This window comes from Streptomyces sp. NPDC028331 (assembly GCF_055565775.1).
This window is the reverse complement of sequence record NZ_JBVHTR010000013.1, coordinates 59093-79981: the sequence shown is the minus strand read 5'-3', so window position 1 is coordinate 79981 and position 20889 is coordinate 59093. Positions and strand designations below refer to the sequence as shown.

20 protein-coding genes are annotated in these 20889 nt (G+C 71.0%); 2 read left to right on the top strand and 18 right to left on the bottom strand.

The genetic code is table 11. The features are described from left to right. Positions 1-53: 53 nt before the first annotated feature. The 12 genes from ACZ4SW_RS20410 to proS form a co-directional block, all read right to left on the bottom strand. The gene (locus tag ACZ4SW_RS20410; RefSeq protein WP_468245251.1) at positions 54-590 is read right to left on the bottom strand and encodes an NUDIX hydrolase; all 537 of its coding nucleotides are present in this window, start codon (positions 588-590) and stop codon (positions 54-56) included. Further along, positions 580-1326, bottom strand: coding sequence for a signal peptidase I (gene lepB / locus ACZ4SW_RS20405; RefSeq protein WP_468245247.1), 747 nt, complete (start codon positions 1324-1326; stop codon positions 580-582). Before lepB (ACZ4SW_RS20405) ends, ACZ4SW_RS20410 begins: the two co-directional genes overlap by 11 nt. Positions 1327-1404: 78 nt before the next feature. Beyond that, positions 1405-2358 (bottom strand): signal peptidase I, encoded by a 954-nt coding sequence (gene lepB, locus ACZ4SW_RS20400; RefSeq protein WP_468245243.1) that lies wholly within the window; start codon positions 2356-2358, stop codon positions 1405-1407. Beyond that, positions 2243-3331, bottom strand: a complete 1089-nt coding sequence (lepB, locus tag ACZ4SW_RS20395) for a signal peptidase I (RefSeq protein ID WP_468245845.1) — start codon at positions 3329-3331, stop codon at positions 2243-2245. Before lepB (ACZ4SW_RS20395) ends, lepB (ACZ4SW_RS20400) begins: the two co-directional genes overlap by 116 nt. Beyond that, the gene (lepB, locus tag ACZ4SW_RS20390) at positions 3324-4079 is read right to left on the bottom strand and encodes a signal peptidase I (protein ID WP_468245239.1); all 756 of its coding nucleotides are present in this window, start codon (positions 4077-4079) and stop codon (positions 3324-3326) included. Before lepB (ACZ4SW_RS20390) ends, lepB (ACZ4SW_RS20395) begins: the two co-directional genes overlap by 8 nt. A gap of 45 nt (positions 4080-4124) precedes the next feature. After that, on the bottom strand, positions 4125-4475 hold the full coding sequence (gene rplS / locus ACZ4SW_RS20385) for a 50S ribosomal protein L19 (RefSeq protein WP_076091320.1): 351 nt from the start codon (positions 4473-4475) through the stop codon (positions 4125-4127). Between the two features lie 137 nt (positions 4476-4612). Further along, positions 4613-5446: a tRNA (guanosine(37)-N1)-methyltransferase TrmD gene (gene trmD, locus ACZ4SW_RS20380; RefSeq protein WP_468245229.1), complete on the bottom strand. Its 834-nt coding sequence runs from the start codon at positions 5444-5446 to the stop codon at positions 4613-4615. Beyond that, positions 5443-5988 (bottom strand): ribosome maturation factor RimM, encoded by a 546-nt coding sequence (rimM, locus tag ACZ4SW_RS20375; protein WP_468245224.1) that lies wholly within the window; start codon positions 5986-5988, stop codon positions 5443-5445. Before rimM ends, trmD begins: the two co-directional genes overlap by 4 nt. 81 nt (positions 5989-6069) lie before the next feature. After that, positions 6070-6309: an RNA-binding protein gene (locus ACZ4SW_RS20370; RefSeq protein WP_003973401.1), complete on the bottom strand. Its 240-nt coding sequence runs from the start codon at positions 6307-6309 to the stop codon at positions 6070-6072. A 2-nt stretch (positions 6310-6311) separates the two neighbouring features. Continuing rightward, positions 6312-6740, bottom strand: a complete 429-nt coding sequence (gene rpsP / locus ACZ4SW_RS20365) for a 30S ribosomal protein S16 (protein ID WP_468245218.1) — start codon at positions 6738-6740, stop codon at positions 6312-6314. A gap of 304 nt (positions 6741-7044) precedes the next feature. Further along, the gene (locus tag ACZ4SW_RS20360) at positions 7045-7641 is read right to left on the bottom strand and encodes a hypothetical protein (RefSeq protein WP_468245214.1); all 597 of its coding nucleotides are present in this window, start codon (positions 7639-7641) and stop codon (positions 7045-7047) included. Positions 7642-7900: 259 nt separating this feature from the next. Beyond that, positions 7901-9316 (bottom strand): proline--tRNA ligase, encoded by a 1416-nt coding sequence (gene proS / locus ACZ4SW_RS20355; protein WP_468245209.1) that lies wholly within the window; start codon positions 9314-9316, stop codon positions 7901-7903. A gap of 237 nt (positions 9317-9553) precedes the next feature. On the opposite strand from proS, the gene ACZ4SW_RS20350 reads away from it, so the two are divergent. Beyond that, positions 9554-10414, top strand: coding sequence for an SAM-dependent methyltransferase (locus ACZ4SW_RS20350; RefSeq protein WP_468245204.1), 861 nt, complete (start codon positions 9554-9556; stop codon positions 10412-10414). 86 nt (positions 10415-10500) lie between these two features. On the opposite strand, the gene ffh is transcribed toward ACZ4SW_RS20350, so the two are convergent. The 5 genes from ffh to nsdA form a co-directional block, all read right to left on the bottom strand. Further along, a complete protein-coding gene (gene ffh, locus ACZ4SW_RS20345) occupies positions 10501-12051 on the bottom strand; it encodes a signal recognition particle protein (protein WP_468245199.1) in 1551 nt (516 codons plus the stop codon). 84 nt (positions 12052-12135) lie between these two features. Further along, a complete protein-coding gene (locus ACZ4SW_RS20340; RefSeq protein ID WP_468245192.1) occupies positions 12136-14583 on the bottom strand; it encodes a [protein-PII] uridylyltransferase in 2448 nt (815 codons plus the stop codon). Between the two features lie 25 nt (positions 14584-14608). Next, positions 14609-14947, bottom strand: a complete 339-nt coding sequence (locus tag ACZ4SW_RS20335; RefSeq protein WP_103839971.1) for a P-II family nitrogen regulator — start codon at positions 14945-14947, stop codon at positions 14609-14611. Then, a complete protein-coding gene (locus tag ACZ4SW_RS20330) occupies positions 14944-16284 on the bottom strand; it encodes an ammonium transporter (protein WP_468245184.1) in 1341 nt (446 codons plus the stop codon). Before ACZ4SW_RS20330 ends, ACZ4SW_RS20335 begins: the two co-directional genes overlap by 4 nt. Before the next feature lie 445 nt (positions 16285-16729). Next, positions 16730-18208 (bottom strand): transcriptional repressor NsdA, encoded by a 1479-nt coding sequence (gene nsdA / locus ACZ4SW_RS20325; RefSeq protein ID WP_468245179.1) that lies wholly within the window; start codon positions 18206-18208, stop codon positions 16730-16732. A 448-nt stretch (positions 18209-18656) separates the two neighbouring features. On the opposite strand from nsdA, the gene ACZ4SW_RS20320 reads away from it, so the two are divergent. Continuing rightward, positions 18657-19319, top strand: a complete 663-nt coding sequence (locus ACZ4SW_RS20320; RefSeq protein ID WP_468245175.1) for a bifunctional DNA primase/polymerase — start codon at positions 18657-18659, stop codon at positions 19317-19319. Between the two features lie 305 nt (positions 19320-19624). Here the strand turns inward: ACZ4SW_RS20320 and ftsY are convergent, their stop codons facing one another. Beyond that, a complete protein-coding gene (gene ftsY / locus ACZ4SW_RS20315; protein WP_468245172.1) occupies positions 19625-20824 on the bottom strand; it encodes a signal recognition particle-docking protein FtsY in 1200 nt (399 codons plus the stop codon). Positions 20825-20889: the final 65 nt, after the last annotated feature.

Here is a 20889-nt window from a genome sequence, read left to right as displayed (position 1 = left end):
ATGTTCCCCTTCAGCCGTGCGATCCCCCCATTGTGCGCCAGTCCTGCGGGGCCCTAGACGATTTCCGTGTCCAGGGTCACAGGTCCGGCAGGGGGACCTTCGTCGAGCAGTGCGCGCAGCAGCTCGGCGAGTCTCTTCGGATACACCGTCTCATGTGCCTCGGCCAGTTCTCCGCACGTCCACCACCGTGCTCCCGCGACACTGCGCTTTTCCAGTTCCGTGAGGTTCAGCGCGGCCGTGGCCGTCTGGGTCGTACGGGCCAGGTAGTACCACTCGTCCTGGTCCCAGCGTCGGCCCGCGAACGGGAACGAGCATCTGCGCCGCCACAGTACGGGGCCGAGTTCGACGTCCGTGACACCGGTTTCCTCGGCGAGTTCCCGCAGCGCGGCCTGCTCGCGCGTCTCGTCGCCCTCCACACCGCCGCCGGGGGTGAACCACCAGTCGTCCGCCGGGTCCTCCGGTTCGTGGCCGTGCAGCAGCAGGATGCGGTCGTCGGGGTCCAGCAGCACCACGCGGGCCACCTTGCGCGGTCCGACGGCGCCCGGCTCGTGCGGCGAAGCGGGTGCGGGCGAGGGGACCTCAGCGGACACCGGCCGGCTCCGTCCGCACCGCGGTGCCCCGCTTGCGTCCCGTGAGTCCGGCGATCGGCCCGTAGGCCGCTCCGCCCAGCACCAGCACCGCTCCCGCCACGATCACGCCGAGGATCCGCCACAGCGGCCCGGGCGACGAGACGGGGCCGAGGGCCTGGAAGCCCGTCGGGCGGGGCAGCATGCCGTTCATCGGCCACACCACGGCGTCCACGCGGGCGTCCACCGCGCTGCGGGGCACCGTGCCGCTGAAGGCCTCCGTGAGGTGGGCGGAGGAGTCCAGGGAGCCGCTGCGCTCGTCGCCGAGCAGGAACAGCCGGTCCTCGGGGACCGTGATCGTGGGGATCTTCTTGGACTCGGCGGGCTGGCCCTTGGCGAGGTAGGACTCCTCGATCTGCTTGCCGTCGACGGTCAGCTTGCCGTCGGTGCAGCAGGCCACGGTGTCGCCGCCGACCGCCACGACCCGCTTGACCAGCGGCATGTTGCCCCAGCTCTGCTGGCGGAAGACGACGACGTCGCCGCGCCGGATGTCGGCGCCGTCGACGCGCTGGGCGAGGACCCGGTCACCGGCGACGATGGTGGGCGACATGGAGTCGGTCGGCACGGTGTAGGGCCGGTAGACGATCGCGCCCCAGGCGAACCCGCCGAGGAAGAGCACGCAGCCGAGGGCCACGACCAGGCCCGACAGCCTGTTGCCGAGCCGTCCGCGGCCCTTGCCCGCACGACCAGTCCCGCTCATCCCACAGCTCCCCAGGTCGGAGAATCGATCCCGCGGCCGCAGCCGGACCGCGGAAGATCGGCGATCTGGGACGGCACCCTACCCGGCGGTACCGCTGCCGGAAACCCGCGGCTTTCCGTCGGTGAGACGTGCGGTGAGGCGGCGCCTGCGCCACATCACCAGCGGCGCCGCGCCGATCAGCCCGAGGGCCGGAGGGGCCACCGAGTTCAGGCCCTGGTCGAAGGTGTCCGGGATCGGCAGCGTGTTCCAGCGGGTGGGCGGCCAGGCGATCACGATGGCGCGGCCCACCACGTTGCCCACCGGCACGAAGCCCCGGTACCTGTCCTGCTGGTGGTAGCGGGAGTCGAGCGAGTTCTGCCGGTGGTCGCCCATGACCCAGATTTTGCCCGGGGGAACCGTGACCTTGAACTGGCCGCCCTGGTCGTCGACGCTGCACGGGGTGTTGCCCGGGTAGACGTACGGCTCGTTGAGCGGCTTGCCGTTGACCAGCAGCGGGCCGGTGTTCTTGCACTCGATGGTGTCGCCGGCGACGCCGACGACCCGCTTGATGAGGTCCTTCTCCTCGGCGGACGGCATCAGGCCGATCCAGCTCAGCGCCGTCTGGAGGGGGTTCGGTGTGCTGGTGGGCTCGCCCGCCAGCCAGTTGTCCGGGTCGTGGAAGACCACGACCTCGCCGCGCGAGGGCTTGGACCCGAACCACGGGGTCAGCTTGTCGACGAGGACGCGGTCACCCTGCTGGAGGGTGTTCTGCATCGAGTCCGAGGGGATCGAGAACGCCTGCACCAGGAACGTCTTGATCAGCAGTGCGAGCACCAGCGCGATGCCGATGAGGAGCGGAAGTTCCTTCCAGAAGGAGCGCTGCTTCTTGGGGCCGCCGCCTTGTCCGCCGCTCTCCTGCGCGTCCTGGCCCGGGGAGTCACTCCCGGAGCCGGCGTGCTCTTCCGCGGCCGGGGCAGCCGTCTCGTCGGGTCGCTCCGGCCGCTCTTCGGGACCCTCGTGTCCGGATCGTGCGCCGACCGCCAAATCCCCCACATCCACTCCTCACTCCGTATCGCCGCCGGCGCCCCAGTCGACGCAGGCCCACCACTCCCATAACGAGCGGGAGTTCCGCAGGGCTCGGGAGGGGGATCAATCCGTATCGATCCGCGGAGGCCACCCTATGCGACGGGCCGAGCGCACTGGCCGACCCGCTCGGCACCGAGGCGTAGGTGTCCGGCTCTTTCAGTCGGGTCCAGTGCCCAATGGGCCAGGCGATAACCATCGCGCGGCCTACGACGGACTTCTCCGAGACAGTACCCCCGTACGGCTCGTTGCGGTGGTAGCGGGAGTCGGCGGAGTTGGCCCGGTGGTCGCCCATCACCCACAGACGGCCCGGCGGCACGGTCTCCGAGAACGAGAAGTCCGAAGGTTTGTTCCCCGGGTGAATGTACGGCTCGTTCAGCGGCATGCCGTTGACCGTGACACGCCCCTGGGTGTCGCAGCACTTGACGGTGTCCCCGCCGACCGCGACCACCCGTTTGATGAGGTCCTTGTCGTTGTCGGACGGCAGCAGGCCGATCCAGGTGAGCCCTTCCTTGACCTGCTTGACGACGATGGGGTCGTTCTTCTTGGGGGTCTTCTCGCCCGCGAGCCAGTCGCCCGGGTCCTGGAAGACGACGACGTCGCCGCGCTTCGGCTCGGACCCGAACCAGGGGGTCAGCTTGTCGACGAGGACGCGGTCGCCGATCTGGATCGTGTTCTCCATGGAGCCCGACGGGATGACGAACGCCTGCACGAGGAAGGTCTTGAGGACCAGCGCTATGAGGACGGCGACACCGACGAGGAGCGGTATCTCCTTGACGGCGGAACGCCTCCTCTTGCGCTTCACCTTGCGCTGGAGCTTGCGCCGCTCGGCGCGGCTGCGTCCGGTGGGGGCCCCGCCGGCGGCGCGTCGTGCGCCGGTGGGCAGCAGGTTCTGGGCGGCGGTGTCGGAGGGCACACCGCGCGGCTTGCCGCGGCTACCCATGCGCACCGCCCGCCGTCCCCTGCGGGTTCGTCGCAGGGGCGCTCGCTGCGGGCGCCGGCACGCGCGCGTAGGCGTGGGGGCGGGTGATGTGCCTGAAGTGCGCGGAGGGCCAGACCACCCAGTCGGCCCTGCCGATCACGGCGCCGACGGGGACCATGCCGCCGCCGGGCGAGCCGAGGTGGTTCCGGGAGTCGCTGGAGTCCCCGCGGTGGTCGCCGAGGACGAAGAGCGTGCCGTCGGGCACGACGACGTCGAAGGGGACGTCGGACGGGCTGTTGCCGGGGTAGAGAAACGACGACTCGTCGACCGACCGGCCGTTCACCTCGAGCCTCCCCTCCTTGTCGCAGCAGACCACGTGGTCTCCCCCTACACCCACTACCCGTTTGACGTAGTCGGCGTTCCCGAAATACCCGGTGCCGTCGAAAACGACGACGTCTCCCCGCTGCGGGGTCGACCCGAAACGGTACGCCAACTTATTTACGAGAACGCGGTCCCCAATCCTCAATCCGCGCTCCATGGAACCGCTCGGGATACCGAACGGCTGCACGACGAACGTGCCGAGGGCGAGGAGGAACAGCAGGCAGGCCAGGCCGGCCAGGGTGATCCGGCCGCCGGGAAGCCATCGGGCGGCCCGGGACAGCAACGCGAAGCGCGACCGCTCCTCCGGTCCCCCTGTGTCCGAGGTCTCCTCGGACCGCGAGGGGTGGGAGGAGCGGTCGCGCTCCAGGTGCTGTGCTTCGGTGTCCATCGGGGCCAGATGCTATCCGGCCCTCTTGTGAACTCCCGCAGGCGCTCAGTTCTCGCGCTTCTCCTTGATCTTCGCGGCCTTGCCGCGCAGGTCGCGCAGGTAGTACAGCTTGGCGCGACGCACGTCACCACGGGTGACGAGCTCGATCTTCTCGACGATCGGGGTGTGCACCGGGAAGGTGCGCTCGACGCCGACGGAGAAGGAGACCTTGCGGACCGTGAAGGTCTCGCGCACGCCGGAGCCCTGGCGGCGGATCACGACGCCCTTGAACTGCTGCACACGGGAGCGGTTGCCCTCGATGACGCGGACGTGGACGTTGACGGTGTCACCCGGGCGGAAGGCCGGGATGTCGCTGCGCAGCGACGCGGCGTCGACGGAGTCGAGCAGGTGAGACATTTCGTCTGCTTTCTTCGCCGATGCCACAGGTCATCGGCGGTACGTAGTTTTTCGGTAAGAGAGTCGTGGCCGACGTCGGGGCGGGCGTCGTCTCCCCCTGTGGCAGGGGCGCGCGCCGGACGGCGGACAACAGCGCACTATTCTTCCACGTCGTCCGGCCTGCGCCAAAATCGGCCGTAGGGCTTGCCGTCCGGGTCCGGTGCCCAGCCCAGGATGGAGAGCATCTCGCGGTCCTTCTTGTCGAAGGCGGCGGGGTCGCAGCGCTCGATCAGGTCGGGCCGGTTGGCCGTGGTGCGCTTGAGCGCCTCGTCGCGGCGCCAGCGGGCGATCCTGCCGTGGTGGCCGCTGAGCAGCACGTCGGGGATGCCCCGGCCGCGCCAGGCGGGCGGCTTGGTGTAGACGGGGCCTTCCAGGAGGCTTGCCATCGCGCCGGGCGCGAAGGAGTCGTCCCGGTGGGACTCGGCGTTGCCGAGGACGCCGGGCAGCAGCCGGGCCACCGCCTCGGTGATGACGAGGACGGCCGCCTCGCCGCCGGCGAGGACGTAGTCGCCGATGGACACCTCGTACACCGGTATCCGGGTGGCGTACTCGTCGACGACCCGGCGGTCGATTCCCTCGTAGCGGGCCGGGGTGAAGATCAGCCACGGGCGTTCGGAGAGTTCGACGGCGAGCTTCTGGGTGAAGGGGCGGCCGCTGGGGGTCGGCACGATGAGCGCGGGCTCGCGGGAGCCGGTCTCGTAGCCGTCGGCGAGCACCTCGTCCAGGGCGTCGCCCCAGGGCTCGGTCTTCATCACCATGCCGGGGCCGCCGCCGTACGGGGTGTCGTCGACGGTGTTGTGGCGGTCGTACGTCCAGGACCGCAGGTCGTGCACATGGATGTCGAGCTGTCCACGCGCGCGTGCCTTGCCGACGAGGGAGACGTTGAGCGGTTCCAGGTACTCGGGGAAGATCGTGACGACGTCGAGCCTCATGCGCCCTCGTCCCTCGACGAGACGATCTCGGCCCGGTCGTCGATCAGCCCGGGCGGCGGGTCGATGACGGCCCGCTGCCGCTCGAGGTCGATCTCGGTGACGATCTCCTGCACGAACGGGATCATCACCTCGGTCCCGTCGGCGCGCTCGACCACGAACAGGTCCTGTGTGGGCAGGTGCGAGATCTCGGTGATGCGGCCGACCTCGACGCCGTCCTCGGTCACCACGTCGAGGTCGATGAGCTGGTGGTCGTAGTACTCGTCCTCGCCCTCGGGCAGTTCGTCGGGGTCGACCTCGGCGATCAACAGGGTGTTGCGCAGGGCCTCGGCGGCGTTGCGGTCCCGCACGCCTGCGAAGCGCAGGAGCAGGCGGCCGCTGTGCACCCGGCCGGTCTCGATGGTCAGCGGTCCGGCCGAGGCCGGATCGGTGGCCAGGACGGCACCGGGTGCGAGCCTGAGTTCCGGCTCGTCGGTACGCACCTCCACGGTGACCTCGCCCTTGACCCCGTGGGCGCGGCCGATCCGTGCGACTACGAGCTGCACTGTGTTCGATCTCCTGTCATACGACTACGGGCCGGGGACGGCCCAGTGGCCCTCCCCGGCCCGAGCCGGTGCTGCGTTGGTTCAGCGGACGTGGTCCACGTCGACGAGGTCGACCCGGACGCCGCGGCCGCCGATGGCGCCCACGACGGTGCGCAGAGCACGTGCGGTGCGGCCGTTGCGGCCGATCACCTTGCCGAGGTCGTCGGGGTGGACCCGAACCTCGAGCACACGCCCGCGACGCAGGTTGCGCGAGGCCACCTGCACATCGTCAGGGTTGTCGACGATGCCCTTCACGAGGTGCTCGAGAGCCTCCTCGAGCATGCTCAGGCCTCGGTCGACTCAGACGCAGAGGACTCGGCCGGGGCCTCGTCCTTCTTCTCGGCCTTCTTCTTCTGGGTGATCGCCTCACCCTTGCCCTCGTCCTCGCCGCCGATGGCTTCGAACGACGGACGCGCGGCCTTGGTCTCCGGCTGCAGCAGCGGCGCGGGGGCGGGCTCGCCCTTGAACTTCTGCCAGTCGCCGGTCTTCTTGAGGATGGCGAGGACCGGCTCCGTCGGCTGGGCGCCGACACCGAGCCAGTACGCCACGCGCTCGGCGTCGACCTCGATCACCGACGGGTTGTACGTCGGGTGGTACTTGCCGATCTCCTCGATCGCCCGGCCGTCACGGCGGGTGCGGGAGTCGGCGACGACGATGCGGTAGTGAGGCGAACGGATCTTGCCCAGACGCTTCAGCTTGATCTTGACTGCCACGGGAGTGGGTTCTCCTGGATTTGACGTGGTTGGGCACGGCGAAGTGGCCGCGTGGGGTGGCGGTACCCGAGTGCCCGATGGACGCGTCAGCCGGAGGAGAGAGGGGTCCTGTGCGGCTGTCGAGTACAGCTAGCCATTGTGCCACACCCTGCGGGGCGCTTTCCGCCGAGGGTGTGGTGTGCAGGCGTGCGGGCATGACGAAACGGCATCCGGCGCCGGGGTCCCCCGGGCGTGGGTCACGCCACCCGGCGCTCACGGATGCCTGCGGGCAAGCGAGGTACGGCCGCCACGAGCAGCCGTCGACTCAGCCTGCCGCCGCCCCCACCGGCTCCGGGATGCGGAACGGCTTTCCGCAGCCGCCGCACACGATCGGGGCCTGGGCCAGAACCGAGGGGACCACCCGGACGTTGCGGCCGCAGTCGCACACCGCCTTGACGCGGACGCCGCCTCCGGAGGAACCGTGGCGGGCGGCCGGGCCCCGGAACGTGCGGGCCGTGTCGGCGGCCGTCGCCTGCGAGTGGGCCTTGAGTGCGCGCTGCAGCCGCTCGATGGTCGGCCGGTAGCGCCGCTTCGCCTCGGGGTTGAGCGTGACCAGGGAGAAGCCGCTGCTCGGGTGCGGCTCCTCGGGGTGGTCCAGGCCCAGCTCCTCGGCGATCGCGAGGAATCTGCGGTTGTGGTAGCGGCCGGCACGGGAGGTGTCGCGTACTCCGCGCGCGGCGGCGATGCCGTGGACTGCCTCATGAAGCAGTCGCTCGAAGGAGAGTTCGTGCCCGCAGGCGGACGACGACTCTCCGATCAGTGACTCGGGCGCGGCAAGATCGGGCAGCTCGGGGTGGTACCGCTGAATGTCGGCCCACGCCTGCGCCAGCTCTGCGGCGAGAACAGGTGGTGTCGTGCTCACGTAATGACAACGAGCCTGGGGCCCTCGGTGTTCCTATTCCGGGGCATCCCAAATAATTTGCACGTACCCGTCAGTTGCCGCTGATGCGTCCTGACGAGGGCGGGTGCGCCGAACTGCGGAGAAGGTTCACAGCTCATCCCAAGCCGGTGCGTAGCCACCCCTACGGTCCGGCGCGTAGCCGTGTTGCGCACGCCGGGGCCGCTGTGTTCCCCGCATACGCAAGAGACGTTTCGGCCGCTTCGGTCCGCGACCCGGTACCTCAGTAAGCGCGCGCGACGACGGCGACGTTACCGGGTGCGTCGTCGGCGTCGGGAACCGACCCGTCCTCGGCGACCAGACACCGTACGGTCACCGCCTGCTCGGCCAGCCTGGCCTCGCCGTCCTCGCCGAGCACGGCCCACGGGATGCGCGCCCAGCCGCCCGCGCCGACCGCCTCGACGGCCTCCTCGATCGTCGACACGTCCGCGGTGCGGGACTCGCGGCGCTCGCGCGACTGCTCCAGCAGCAGCGCCTGGTCCTCCTCGAGGATCCCGGGCAGCCTCGCGGGGAGCGCGTCGACCGGGACCGGCTCCTTTCCCCCCGGGATGCGGCGGACCAGCATCGCGGTGCCGTCGGCCAGGTCACGGGGGCCGATCTCGATGCGTACGGGTACGCCCTTGAGCTCCCAGTCGACGGCGCGGCGGCCGAAGGGGGTGTCGGTGCGGTCGTCCACGTGGACGCGCAGGCCCGCCGCCCTCAGCCGGTCGCCGATCTCGCGGACGGTGGCCAGAACCGGCTCGTCGCCCTTGATCGCGAGCACGACGACCTGGATCGGGGCGAGGCGCGGCGGGACGCGCAGACCGTCGTCGTCGCCGTGCGTCATCACCAGGGCGCCGATCATGCGGGTGGTGGAGCCCCAGGAGGTCTGCCAGACGAGCTCCTGCCTGCCGTCCTTCGACAGGTACCGCGTCTGGAAGGCCCTGGCGAAGTTCTGGCCCAGCTCGTGGCTGGTGACCATCTGCAGGGCCTTGCCGTCCCCCATCATGCTTTCCAGCGTGAGGGTGTTGATCGCGCCGGCGAAGCGTTCCCTGACGGTCTTGCGGCCGGACACGAAGTCCATGGCGAGGACGTCGCGCAGGAAGTCCCCGTAGACGTCGCGGTGGATGCGGGCGGCGAAGTCCCGGGCCTCCTCGTAGGTGGCGTGCGCCGTGTGGCCCTCCTGCCACAGGAACTCGGAGGTGCGCAGGAAGAGCCGCGGCCTGAGTTCCCAACGCACCACGTTGGCCCACTGGTTGATGAGGAGCGGAAGGTCGCGGTAGCTCTGGATCCACTTCGAGAAGTATTCGTTGACGATGGTCTCGGAGGTGGGCCGGACGACCGCCGGCTCCTCCAGCTCCTTGCCGCCGCCGTGCGTGACCACGGCGAGTTCGGGCGCGAAGCCCTCGACGTGTTCGGCCTCCCTGGTCAGATACGACTGAGGGATCAGCAGCGGGAAGTAGGCGTTCTGCGTGCCGGTCTCCTTGATGCGGGCGTCCATCTCCCGCTGCATCCGCTCCCAGAGCCCGTACCCGTACGGTCGGATCACCATGGTGCCGCGCACCGGCCCGTTGTCCGCGAGTTCGGCCTTGTTCACGATGTCCTGGTACCAACGGGGGAAGTCGTCCGCCCGGGGGGTGAGAACGGGTGCCTTTGCCATGGCGCGATGGTAGGGGGACGCGTCCGCGCCCGGTGAATCATTTCTCACCCGGGGGCGGACCAGGGGCGCGCGGACGGCGCACACCGAGTACCCCACAACCCCTGGACGCCACGACGGGCGCGGAGTTTCCTGGCATACGGAGGCCATACGGGGACCACGGGGGCCGAGTGCGAGGGCACGTCACGGGGGACGGCATCGTCAGACAGCGGCAACTCTCGGCGGATTGGGGCGCTTTCGATGACACCTACGCCCGTGCGGCAGCACCTCTCCCACGCGGGCGCGGTTCCTCGCGTGGAACGGCGTGCACGCGCGCGTGACTGGGCGGAGATTCAGGAGCGGATGCTGGTGCCGCTCTACGAGGCCGTCTACGAGCGGCTGGAGGTGGGTTCCGGGACGCGGCTGCTGGGGCTGGGGTGCGGCACGGGGCTGGCCCTGCTGATGGCCGCCTCCCGGGGCGCCTCGGTCACCGGTGTGGACTGCGGGGCGTGCGAACGGCTGGCGCTCGCGCGTGAGCGGCTGGGGCCCGCGCCGTGGGGCACGCGCGCGTGTGCCGGTGCCCGGATCGTCGAGGGCTCGCCACGGGACGCGGCGCCCGCACCCGATGAGCCGGCGTACAACCTGGTGACCGCGTTCGAGCCGATCGGCTGTGCGGCGGGTGACGCCGAGACGCTCGAGGAACAGGTGGCGGCGGCGGTGCCGTTCACGGAGCGGGGGGCGCCTGTGGTGCTCGCCGGCTGGGGTCCGCCGGAACGGTGCCGCACCGCCTCCGTGCTGCGCGTCGCCGCGAAACTGGCCGATCCCGAGCGCGGCGGGGGCGCTTGGCGGCCGGCCCGGCGCGACGACCTGGAGGAGGCCGCGCAGCGCTGCGGGCTCCGGCCGGACGGGTCGGGCCGGGTCGCCTGCCCCTTCGGGTACGCCGACCTGGACAGCGCGCTGCGGGGGATGCTGTCGACGGGCCTGTTCGACGCGGCGATCGACGCGACGGACCAGGAGCAGGTCGGCAAGGAGCTGACGGAGGCGCTGCATCCGCACCGGCGTGCGGACGGCACGGTGTGGATGCCGAACGTCTTCCGCTACCTGATCGCACGCGTCCCCTAGGGCGGGTCGCGAAGGTCCCCGGACGACGCGCCGGGGGCGCCCTTCCTCACAAGGGCGCCCCCGGCGTCGTACGCGTGGGATCCGCGTCAGCCCATGAACTTCTTGAACTCGTCCGGCAGCTCGAACTCCTGACCGCTCTGCTGCGGCAGCCCGAACGCGTTGCCCTGCTGGGCCGCGGCGGCGCGGCGTGCGGCCTCCTCCTGCTCCTGCTGCTTGCGCTTCATCGGGTTGCCGGAGCGCTGCTTGCCCTTGGCCTTCTTCTGCTGCTTCCTGGCACGGCCGGGGCCGCCGCCCATGCCCGGGATCCCCGGCATGCCGGGCATGCCGCCGCCCTGGGCCATGCGGGACATCATCTTGCGCGCCTCGAAGAACCGCTCGACGAGGTTCTTCACCGCGCTGACCTCGACACCGGAACCCTTGGCGATACGGGCGCGGCGCGAGCCGTTGATGATCGTCGGGTCCTGGCGCTCGCCCGGGGTCATCGACTTGATGATCGCGGCGGTGCGGTCGACGTCGCGCTCGTCGATGTTGTTGATCTGGTCCTTGATCTGGCCCATGCCCGGCAGCATCCCGAGCAGCTTGGAGATGGAGCCCATCTTCCTGACCTGCTCCATCTGGGCCAGGAAGTCGTCCAGGGTGAAGTCCTGGCCCTTCTTGGACGCCAGCTTGGAGGCCATCTTCTCGGCCTCTTCCTGGCTGAACGTCTTCTCCGCCTGCTCGATCAGGGTGAGCAGGTCACCCATGTCGAGGATGCGGGAGGCCATCCGGTCCGGGTGGAAGGCGTCGAAGTCGTCGAGCTTCTCGCCGTTCGACGCGAACATGATCGGCTTGCCGGTGATCTGCCGGATCGACAGGGCGGCACCACCGCGGGCGTCACCGTCGAGCTTGGACAGGACGACACCGTCGAAGCCGACACCGTCGCGGAAGGCCTCCGCGGTGTTGACGGCGTCCTGACCGATCATGGCGTCGACGACGAACAGGATCTCGTCCGGCGAGACCGCGTCCCGGATGTCCGCGGCCTGCTGCATCATCTCCTGGTCGATGCCGAGGCGGCCGGCGGTGTCCACGATCACGATGTCGTGGACCTTCTGCCGGGCGAAGTCGATGGAGTCCTTGGCGACCTTGACCGGGTCGCCGACGCCGTTGCCGGGTTCCGGCGCGTAGACGGCGACGCCGGCGCGTTCGGCGACGACGCTGAGCTGGTTGACCGCGTTCGGGCGCTGGAGGTCGGCGGCGACCAGGAGCGGGGAGTGGCCCTGCTCCTTGAGCCACTTGCCGAGCTTGCCCGCGAGGGTGGTCTTACCGGCACCCTGCAGACCCGCGAGCATGATCACGGTCGGGGGCTGCTTGGCGAAGCGCAGACGGCGGGTCTCGCCACCGAGGATGGTGACCAGCTCGTCGTTGACGATCTTGAGGACCTGCTGGGCCGGGTTCAGGGCCCGGGAGACCTCGGCGCCGAGGGCGCGCTCCTTGACGTTCTTGATGAAGGAGCGGACCACGGGCAGGGCCACGTCGGCTTCGAGGAGCGCGATGCGGATTTCGCGCGCCGTGGCGTCGATGTCCGCCTCGGAGAGCCTGCCTTTTCCGCGGAGGCTTTTGAAAGTCGCGCTAAGGCGGTCGGAGAGGGTGTCGAACACGGCGGCGTCGGTCCTCGGGGTCGGGGTCGTCTTGGGCTGCCCTCCAGGGTATCGGGCCCGGCGGGGAAAACATCCCCGCCGGGGTCAGCCCCGCAGCGTCTCCTCCAGTGCCCGTGCCACCGACACCGCCTCCTCCCCCGGCAGCGGCTCGCCCGTGCCCGTCGTCACGTAGAACGCGTCGACGGCGTTCGCGCCCAGCGTGGAGACGTGTGCGCTGCGCACCCGAACCCCCGCCTTCTCCAGGGCCCGCCCGATCCGGAACAGCAGCCCCGGCGCGTCCTGGGCCCGCACCTCGATCACCGTCGCGTGCCGGGATGCGGTGGAGGCGACCGTCACACGCGGCGGGGGCGGCACCACGCCCCGGCGGCGCGGGTAGGCCGCGTCGCGTTCGGCGAGGCGGGCGGCGATGTCCAGGGAGCCGTCCAGGGCCCGGACGAGGTCGGCGCGCAGCCGGGCCGCCTGGGGCAGGGAGCCGTACTCCGCCGCGACCCGCCAGTCGAGCAGCAGGATCGAGCTGTCGTGCATGCCGTCCGGCAGGTCCAGGGCGCGCAGCTCGGCGGTGCGGACGGTGAGGCGGTGCACGGCGAGCACGCCGGACACGGCGGGCAGTACCCCGGGCTGGTCCGGTACGGCGATGAGGAGCTCCACACCGAGGGGTTCCGGTTCGCCGGACGGTTCCTCGGCGGGCGGCTCGGTCTGTGCGCGCAGGGACAGGACCGGGCCGCCGGTGCGGTACGCCTCGACGGCGAGCCGTTCCTGCTCGGCGGTGGGCGTGGCGGCCACGGGGTCGGCGGGGTCGTCGCCCGCCAGCACCGCGGAGACCCGTTTCACCAGGTCGGTCACAAGGGCGCTGCGCCAGGTCGACCAGGCCGCGGGTCCGGTGGCGAGTGCGTCGGCCTCGGTGAGGGCGTGCAGCAGCTCCAGGGTGCTCTGCGAGCCGACGGCCTCGGCGACCGAGCGGACGGTGGCCGGGTCCTCCAGGTCGCGCCGGGTCGCGGTCTCGACGAGGAGCAGGTGATGGCGGACGAGGGTGGCGAGGACGGCGACGTCGTCGCGGTCGAAGCCGATGCGTGCCGCCACGTCGCGCGCGATGATCTCGCCGGCGAGGGAGTGGTCGCCGGGCCAGCCCTTGCCGATGTCGTGCAGGAGCGCCGCGACCAGCAGGAGGTCGGGGCGGCCCACGCGGCGGGTCAGTTCGGAGGCGCGCACGGCCGTCTCGATCAGGTGCCGGTCGACGGTCCACAGGTGCACGGCGTTGCGCTGCGGGCGGCAGCGCACCCGCTCCCAGTCGGGCAGCAGCCGGGTGATCAGTCCCTCGGCCTCCAGAGCCTCCCAGACCTCGACGGTGGGGCGGCCGGAGCCCAGCAGGGTGACGAGCTGCTCGCGGGCCTCGGCGGGCCACGGCGCGGGCAGGGGGCGTACGGAGCCGGCCATGCGCCGTACGGCGTGCAGGGAGAGCGGCAGGCCCGCCTGCGCGGCGGCCGCGGCGGCGCGCAAGGGGAGCACCGGGTCGCGTTCGGGGCGCGCGGCGCGCGCGAGGACGACTTCGCCGTCCTGTTCCACCACGCCCTCGGCCAGGGGGGACCGCTCGGCGAGCGGTTTCCCGCCACCCAGCATGGCGCGCAGCCTCGGCCGCACGGCGCGCGACCGCAGCACGCGGCCCACTTCACGCCAGGTGACGTCGCTGGCGTACGAGATCACGCGCGCCGCCTCGTAGACCTGCCGCAGCAGCGTGTCGGCGTCCAGCAGGCCGAGTTCGGTGGCGACCTGGTCCTGCTCCTGGAGGGCCAGCCGGTCGGTGGCGCGCCCGGTGGTCAGGTGCAGCGCGTCGCGTACGTCCAGGAGCCTGCGCCGGGCGTCGGCGAGTCCTTCGCGCGGGGCGTCCGCGAGCCAGGAGGCGGCGACCGCCCGCAGGGCCGTGGCGTCGCGCAGCCCGCCCCGGGCCTCCTTGAGGTCGGGTTCCAGCAGGTACTGCAGCTCGCCCTGCCGCTCGGCGCGCTCGGCGCACAGTTCCTGCAGTTCGGGGAGACGTTTCGGCGCCTGGTTGCGCCAGTCGGCCAGCACGGCCGTCCTCAGGCCCTGGGTGAGTCCGAGGTCGCCCGCCAGGTGCCGGGCGTCCAGCAGGCCGAGCTGCACCTTGAGGTCCTCGCCCGCGGTCTTGCGGGCCTCCGCCGGGGTGCGCACGGAGTGGTCGAGGGCGAGACCGAGGTCCCACACGGGGTACCAGATGCGGTCGGCGAGGGCGGCGACCGCCTTGCTGTCGCCGCCGTCGTGCAGCAGGAGCAGGTCGAGGTCGCTGCGCGGGGACAGTTCGCCCCTGCCGTACCCGCCGACGGCGACCAGGGACACGCCGCGCAGTCCTTCGGCGCCCGCGGCGAACAGCTCCGCGAGCCAGCCGTCCGTCAGGTCGGACAGGGCGGCACGGCGCGGCGGCCCGGACTGCTCCCCCTCCGTGAGGAGGTGCAGCCGGGCCGCCGCGTAGCCGCTGGGTCCCGATCCCTCTGCTTGCGTACGTGCGTCCGTACTCGTCACCCAGCGACTCCTGTTCCGTGCGTGTCTACAGCGCGTCGGGTCCGCGTTCACCGGTCCGGACCCGGACGGCCGTCTCGACCGGGATGGACCAGACCTTGCCGTCACCGATCTTGCCCGTGCGGGCCGCCTTGACGATGACCTCGATGAGCTGTTCGGCGTCGTCGTCCTCGGCCAGCACCTCGATACGGATCTTGGGTACCAGGTCGACCGTGTACTCGGCGCCGCGGTAGACCTCGGTGTGTCCCCGCTGCCGACCGTAGCCGCTCGCTTCCGTGACCGTCAGTCCGTGGACCCCGAAGGCCTGGAGGGCCTCCTTGATCTCGTCGAGCCGGTGCGGCTTGACGACGGCGGTGATGAGCCTCATGCGTCCACCTTCCTGGTCTCCGTGGCGGCCAGGGCCGAGGCGACGGTCCCGATGACACCGCCGCCCGCGCCGCTGAAGTCGTATGCGGTCTCCGCGTGCTCGGCCTGGTCGATGCCCGAGACCTCCTCGTCCTCGGTGACCCGCATGCCGATGGTCTTGTCGAGGATGAAGGCGAGGATCGCGGCGCAGATGAGGGAGTAGAACAGGACTCCGAAGACACCGGCGCACTGGATCCAGAACTGGTGCAGGCCGCCGCCGTAGAAGAGGCCCTTGACGTCGGACTGGCCCTTGCCGCTGGCGAAGAGGCCGATCAGCAGGGAGCCGAGGATTCCGCCGACCATGTGGACGCCTACGACGTCGAGCGAGTCGTCGTAGCCGAACTTGAACTTCAGGCCCACGGCCGCGGCGCATCCGACACCGGCGATGACGCCGACCGCGATGGCGCCCATCGGGGAGACCGCGCCACCCGACGGGGTGATGGCGACCAGACCGGCGACGGCACCGGAGGCGGCGCCCAGCGTGGTGAACGCGCCGTGGCGGATCTTCTCGTAGGCGAGCCAGCCCAGCATGGCGGCGGCCGTGGCGATCTGCGTGTTGACGAACATCAGCGGGCCGACGCCGTCGTCGTTGCCGAGCCAGGAGCCGGCGTTGAAGCCGAACCAGCCGAACCACAGCAGGCCGGCACCGAGCATGACCAGCGGGAGGCTGTGCGGGCGCATCGGGTCCTTCTTGAAGCCGACGCGCTTGCCGATGACGAGGATCACGCCGAGCGCCGCGGCACCGGCGTTGATGTGCACCGCGGTACCACCGGCGAAGTCGATGACACCGAGCTTGAAGGCCCAGCCGCCGGTGCCCCAGACCCAGTGCGCCACCGGGAAGTACACGACCGTGACCCACAGCGTGAGGAACAGGGCCCAGGCGGAGAACTTGACGCGGTCCGCGACGGCGCCGCTTATCAGGGCGGGTGTGATGATGGCGAACATCATCTGGAAGACGGCGAAGACGAAGACCGGGATGGTGTATCCGGGCCAGAGGTCCATCTTGCCGATGCCGCTGAAGCCGAGGTAGTCCGACGTCCAGCCGATGAGCGAGCCCTTGTCCGTCCCGAAGCTCAGGGAGAAGCCGTAGAGCACCCACAGGACGGTGACGATGCCCATGCTGATGAAGTTCATCATCAGCATGTTGAGGGTGCTCTTGACGCGGACCATGCCTCCGTAGAAGAAGGCCAGGCCCGGGGTCATGATCAGCACCAGGGCGGAAGCGATGAGCATGAAACCTGTGTTGGCGGACGACAGCTTGGGTGCGTCCGCCGCAAGCGTGATGGCGGCTGGTGCCATCGGCGTCTCCTCGTCGGTTGGTACGGCCCCGTGCGGGCGAAGCCGGAGAGCGGTCCGGTCATGAGGGCGTGGGGGTTATGGGCCACGAGATTGACGCAGCGCCGTTTCGGTCGAAGCCCCTCGATGTTTCACCGCAGTGACGAAGGCGCCCGGCGTGTTACGCGTTGATGAACTGCCGGATGCCGGCCGCGCCGATCGTTATCGTGGCGCAACCTTCGATGGTGGGCAGCACGAGGATCGGCCGCATCGCACGGCGACCATCGATTGACCAGCCCCCACGGCGGGCGGCCACGCCCCCGAGAGCGGCGCCGGCCTGGGCGCGAAAAGGGGCCCGGCCGCGGCGGCCATCCGATGACCTGGCATGGGGGGAGCCGAGTCGGGCTGTTCGGGATGGCGGCCGCGGCCGGGGATTCCGGGACCCCTGGGCCCTGGGGCCCGGGAGGGGTCAGCCCGCTTCGGCGGTCTCGGGCAGATGGGTGGCGAGGTGGTCGGTCAGGTCGACGATCTCGGAGAGATCACCGAAATCGCGTACAGCCGTGTCGACCGTTTTTCGAATACGAGTGTTGACGCGCTCCGAGCGCACCTTTTTGGCGACCTCCAGGGCGCGTTTGGTGAGCACCGCGCTCTGCTCGGGTTCACGCTGGAGGAGGTGCACGGTGGCCATGCCGATCAGGTTGAGCGCGTACGACCGCTGGTGCTCGGGGTCATCGGCGAACTGGGTGACGGCCTTCCGCATCAGCGGCTCGGCGAGGGAGGCGTAGGTGGGGCTGCGGCCTGCGACATAGGCGAGGTCGCGGAAGGAGTGGGAGTTCTCCGCGTGCAGCTCGGCCTCGGAGAAGAAGCGGATCCAGTCGGGCTCGGGCTCGTCGAACTCGACGGCGTCGGCGAAGGTGTCCTCGGCCATCCGGACGGCGCGCTTGCACCTGCCGGGCTGCCCCATGTTGGCGTAGGCGCGGGCCTCCATCGCATACAGCATCGCCTGGGTGCGCGGGGTCGCGCAGTCGCGGCTGCCGTACTGGGCGAGGTGGATGAGCTCCAGGGCGTCCTCGGGTCGGCCCAGGTGGATCATCTGGCGGCTCATGCTGGAGAGGATGTACGAGCCGAGCGGCTTGTCGCCCGCCTCCTTGGCGGCGTGCAGGGCGAGGACGAAGTACTTCTGCGCGGTGGGCTGCAGTCCCACGTCGTAGCTCATCCAGCCGGCCAGTTCGGCGAGCTCGGCGGCGACCTTGAAGAGGCGTTTGGCGGTGGCCTCGGGCTGTGGTTCCTGCAGGAGGTCGGTCACCTCGTGGAGCTGGCCGACGACCGCCTTGCGGCGCAGTCCGCCGCCGCACTGGGCGTCCCACTTGCGGAACATCACCGTGGTGGTCTCGAGGAGGTCCAGCTCGGGCTGGGAGAGCCGGCCGCGGGTGCGTGCGGACGCCGCGGCGGGCTGGGCCTCCCCGCGCGGGGACGCGGGGCTCGGCACCAGCCAGCGCTGCACGGGCTCGATGAGGGACGGGCCCGCGGACAGGGCCAGCGAGGTCCCGAGGAAGCCGCGCCGCGCCAGCATCAGGTCGCTGCGCGAGAACTCGCTGATCATGGCCACGGTCTGCGGACCCGTCCACGGCAGGTCGATCCCGGACACCGAGGGTGACTGGTGGGCGGGGCGCAGTCCGAGGTCCTCCACGGCGACGACACAGCCGAAACGCTCGGAGAACAGCTCCGACAGGATCCGCGGGATCGGCTCGCGCGGGTTCTCCCCGTCGAGCCAGCGGCGCACCCGCGAGGTGTCGGTGGAGATGTGGTTCGCCCCCAACTGGCGTGCCCTGCGGTTCACTTGACGCGCCAGCTCGCCCTTCGACCAGCCGCTGCGCACGAACCACGAGGTGAGCAGCTCATTGGGGCGCTTGTCAGCGTTCGTCGCGCTTCCGTCGTTGCCGCCCACTGGAACGCCCCCATCCCTCAGACCACTTGTCGCTGTGCGCGCCAAGCACTACCAGAATGCCGGTGGATACGGTCCCGCGTCCGGCGGTTCTCACCCGCCGGGCGGTAACCGACTTGCCTCCGGCATACCCACGAGCGCATGCGTCCCCAGGAACCGTGCACTCACAGTAGTCCTACGATCACCCGCCCAGCCATGGCGTACACAGAAACGCCACCATTCGCCACCCCTTCGAATGAACTGAGGAGAGGCCCCGCACGATTCACTTGACACATGACAGCCGGAACCGGATGGAGGAGTGCACTCAGCGGCGCGTACCGACCGCGCACCACCCCTGGATGCAACCGGGCGCTGCCCGGAGCCGCGGGGAGACGGGCGACGGACGGGAACGCACAGTCACAGTGCGCTTCCATTGCGTAACCATCGGCGCGCTGGACCCGTTGGAGGGGGCATGGGCTTCACGATCGGCGGCACGCGAGGCATCCGCGACATCCGCCACGGTGCGCGGCGCCGCGGCCGCTCGTCGGAGTGCACGGCCGTGGCCGAGTACACCGGGCTGTGGGGCTGGGACGTGGTGCCCGGCGCGCGGGCGGTCGCCGGGCAGTGCTCCTGCGGGAAGGCGGACTGCGGCGCGCCGGGCGCGCACCCGCTGGGCTTCGCGCCCGTCGTGCACGCCGGCGCGACCCTCGACGAGGTGACCGGGGCCTGGGCCGAGGTGCCGGGGGCCGCGGTGATGCTGCCGGTCGGCCGCGCGTTCGACGTGATCGAGGTCGCCGAGGGCGCGGGGCGGCGCGCGCTGATGCGGCTGGAACGCCTGGGCGTCCCGCTCGGTCCGGTGACGGCGACCCCGGAGGGCCGTGCACACTTCTTCGTCGCCCCCGGGTCCGCCGCCGAGCTGCCCGCGCTGCTGTACCGCATGGCGTGGGACGACACCGCCCTCGACCTGCACGCCCTGGGCCCCGGCGCGTACATCACGGCCCCGCCCTCGGACCGCGGCGGTCTGGGCCCGGTGCGCTGGCTCCGCTCCCCCGCCCTGGACTCGGCGACGAGACCGCCGGCGGCGCGCCTGCTGATCGGCACGCTGGCGTACGTGGCGCATCGCTCAGGCGTGTAGGTCGACGGCGTCCAGGTCGACGGCGTCGAGGACAGACCACGCGTCCGGATGCACTGACCGTGCCTCCCGATCAACAGACCACCCGTCCGTAGTCACGGCTGTCGCGGCCAGGTCCGCAGATCAGTCCAAGTCCGCAGATCAACCGTCCAGATCCACGGCTGGCGTGGCCACGTCCGCAGAGCAAGCGTCCAGATCCACGGCTGACGCCTCCGATCCACCGACGCGGAAGGGCCCCGTTCCAGCCTCACCATGGAACGGGGCCCTTCCTCCGTACGGTGACGCACGCACCGCGTGCATCGGCGCGCTCAGTCCCCGATAAGCGCATCCACGAACGCTTCCGGCTCGAACGGCGCCAGGTCGTCGGCACCCTCGCCGAGGCCGACCAGCTTCACCGGTACGCCCAGCTCCCGCTGGACCGCCACCACGATGCCGCCCTTGGCCGTGCCGTCGAGCTTGGTGAGCACGATGCCGGTGATGTCCACGACCTCCGCGAAGACACGGGCCTGGACGAGGCCGTTCTGCCCGGTCGTGGCGTCCAGGACGAGCAGCACCTCGTCGAGCGGGGCGTGCTTCTCGACGACGCGCTTGACCTTGCCGAGCTCGTCCATGAGGCCGGTCTTGGTGTGCAGGCGGCCGGCGGTGTCGATGAGCACGACGTCGTAGCCCATCTCCTTGCCTTCCTTCACCGCGTCGAAGGCGACGGAGGCAGGGTCGCCGCCCTCGGGGCCGCGCACGGTGTAGGCGCCGACCCGCTCGCCCCAGGTCTGAAGCTGGTCGGCGGCGGCGGCGCGGAAGGTGTCGGCGGCGCCGAGGACGACGGTGCGGCCGTCGGCCACCAGGACCCGGGCCAGCTTGCCGGTGGTGGTGGTCTTGCCGGTGCCGTTGACGCCGACGACCATCACGATGCCGGGCTTGCTGGCCTCGGGCTCGGTGCGGACGGTGCGGTCCATGTCGGTGCCGACGAGCGTGAGCAGCTCCTCGCGCAGCAGGCCGCGCAGCTCCTGCGGCGTGCGGGTGCCGAGCACCTTCACGCGCTCACGCAGCCGCTCGACCAGCTCCTGGGTGGGCTGTACGCCGACGTCGGCGGTGAGCAGCGTGTCCTCGATCTCCTCCCAGGTCTCGTCGTCGAGGTGCTCGCGGGACAGGAGGGTGAGGAGCCCCTTGCCGAGCGCGTTCTGCGAGCGGGACAGGCGGGCGCGCAGGCGGACCAGGCGGCCGGCGGTGGGCTCGGGGATCTCGATCGGGGGCGCTTCGACGACGGGCGGCTCCTCGACGGCGACGGGAGCACCGCCCGGGAGATCCACCTCCTCTATCGTCCGGCGCTCCTCGTCGCGCGGCGTCTCGGCCTCGTCGCCGACGTGCGGCTCGGCCGGAGGGGCGGTGATGTCGGGCGCGGCGGGCGGCGGCGGGGGCAGCGGCTTCCGGCGCCGGCTGCCGACGATGAGCCCGCCGAGCGCGACGAGCGCGACCACGGCGATGACTACAGCAAGGATGACGGTTTCCATAACGCGTCCAGTATGCGCGACCGGGCACCGCCCCGTTCGGCGGCGGCTCCGGGGCCGCACACCCC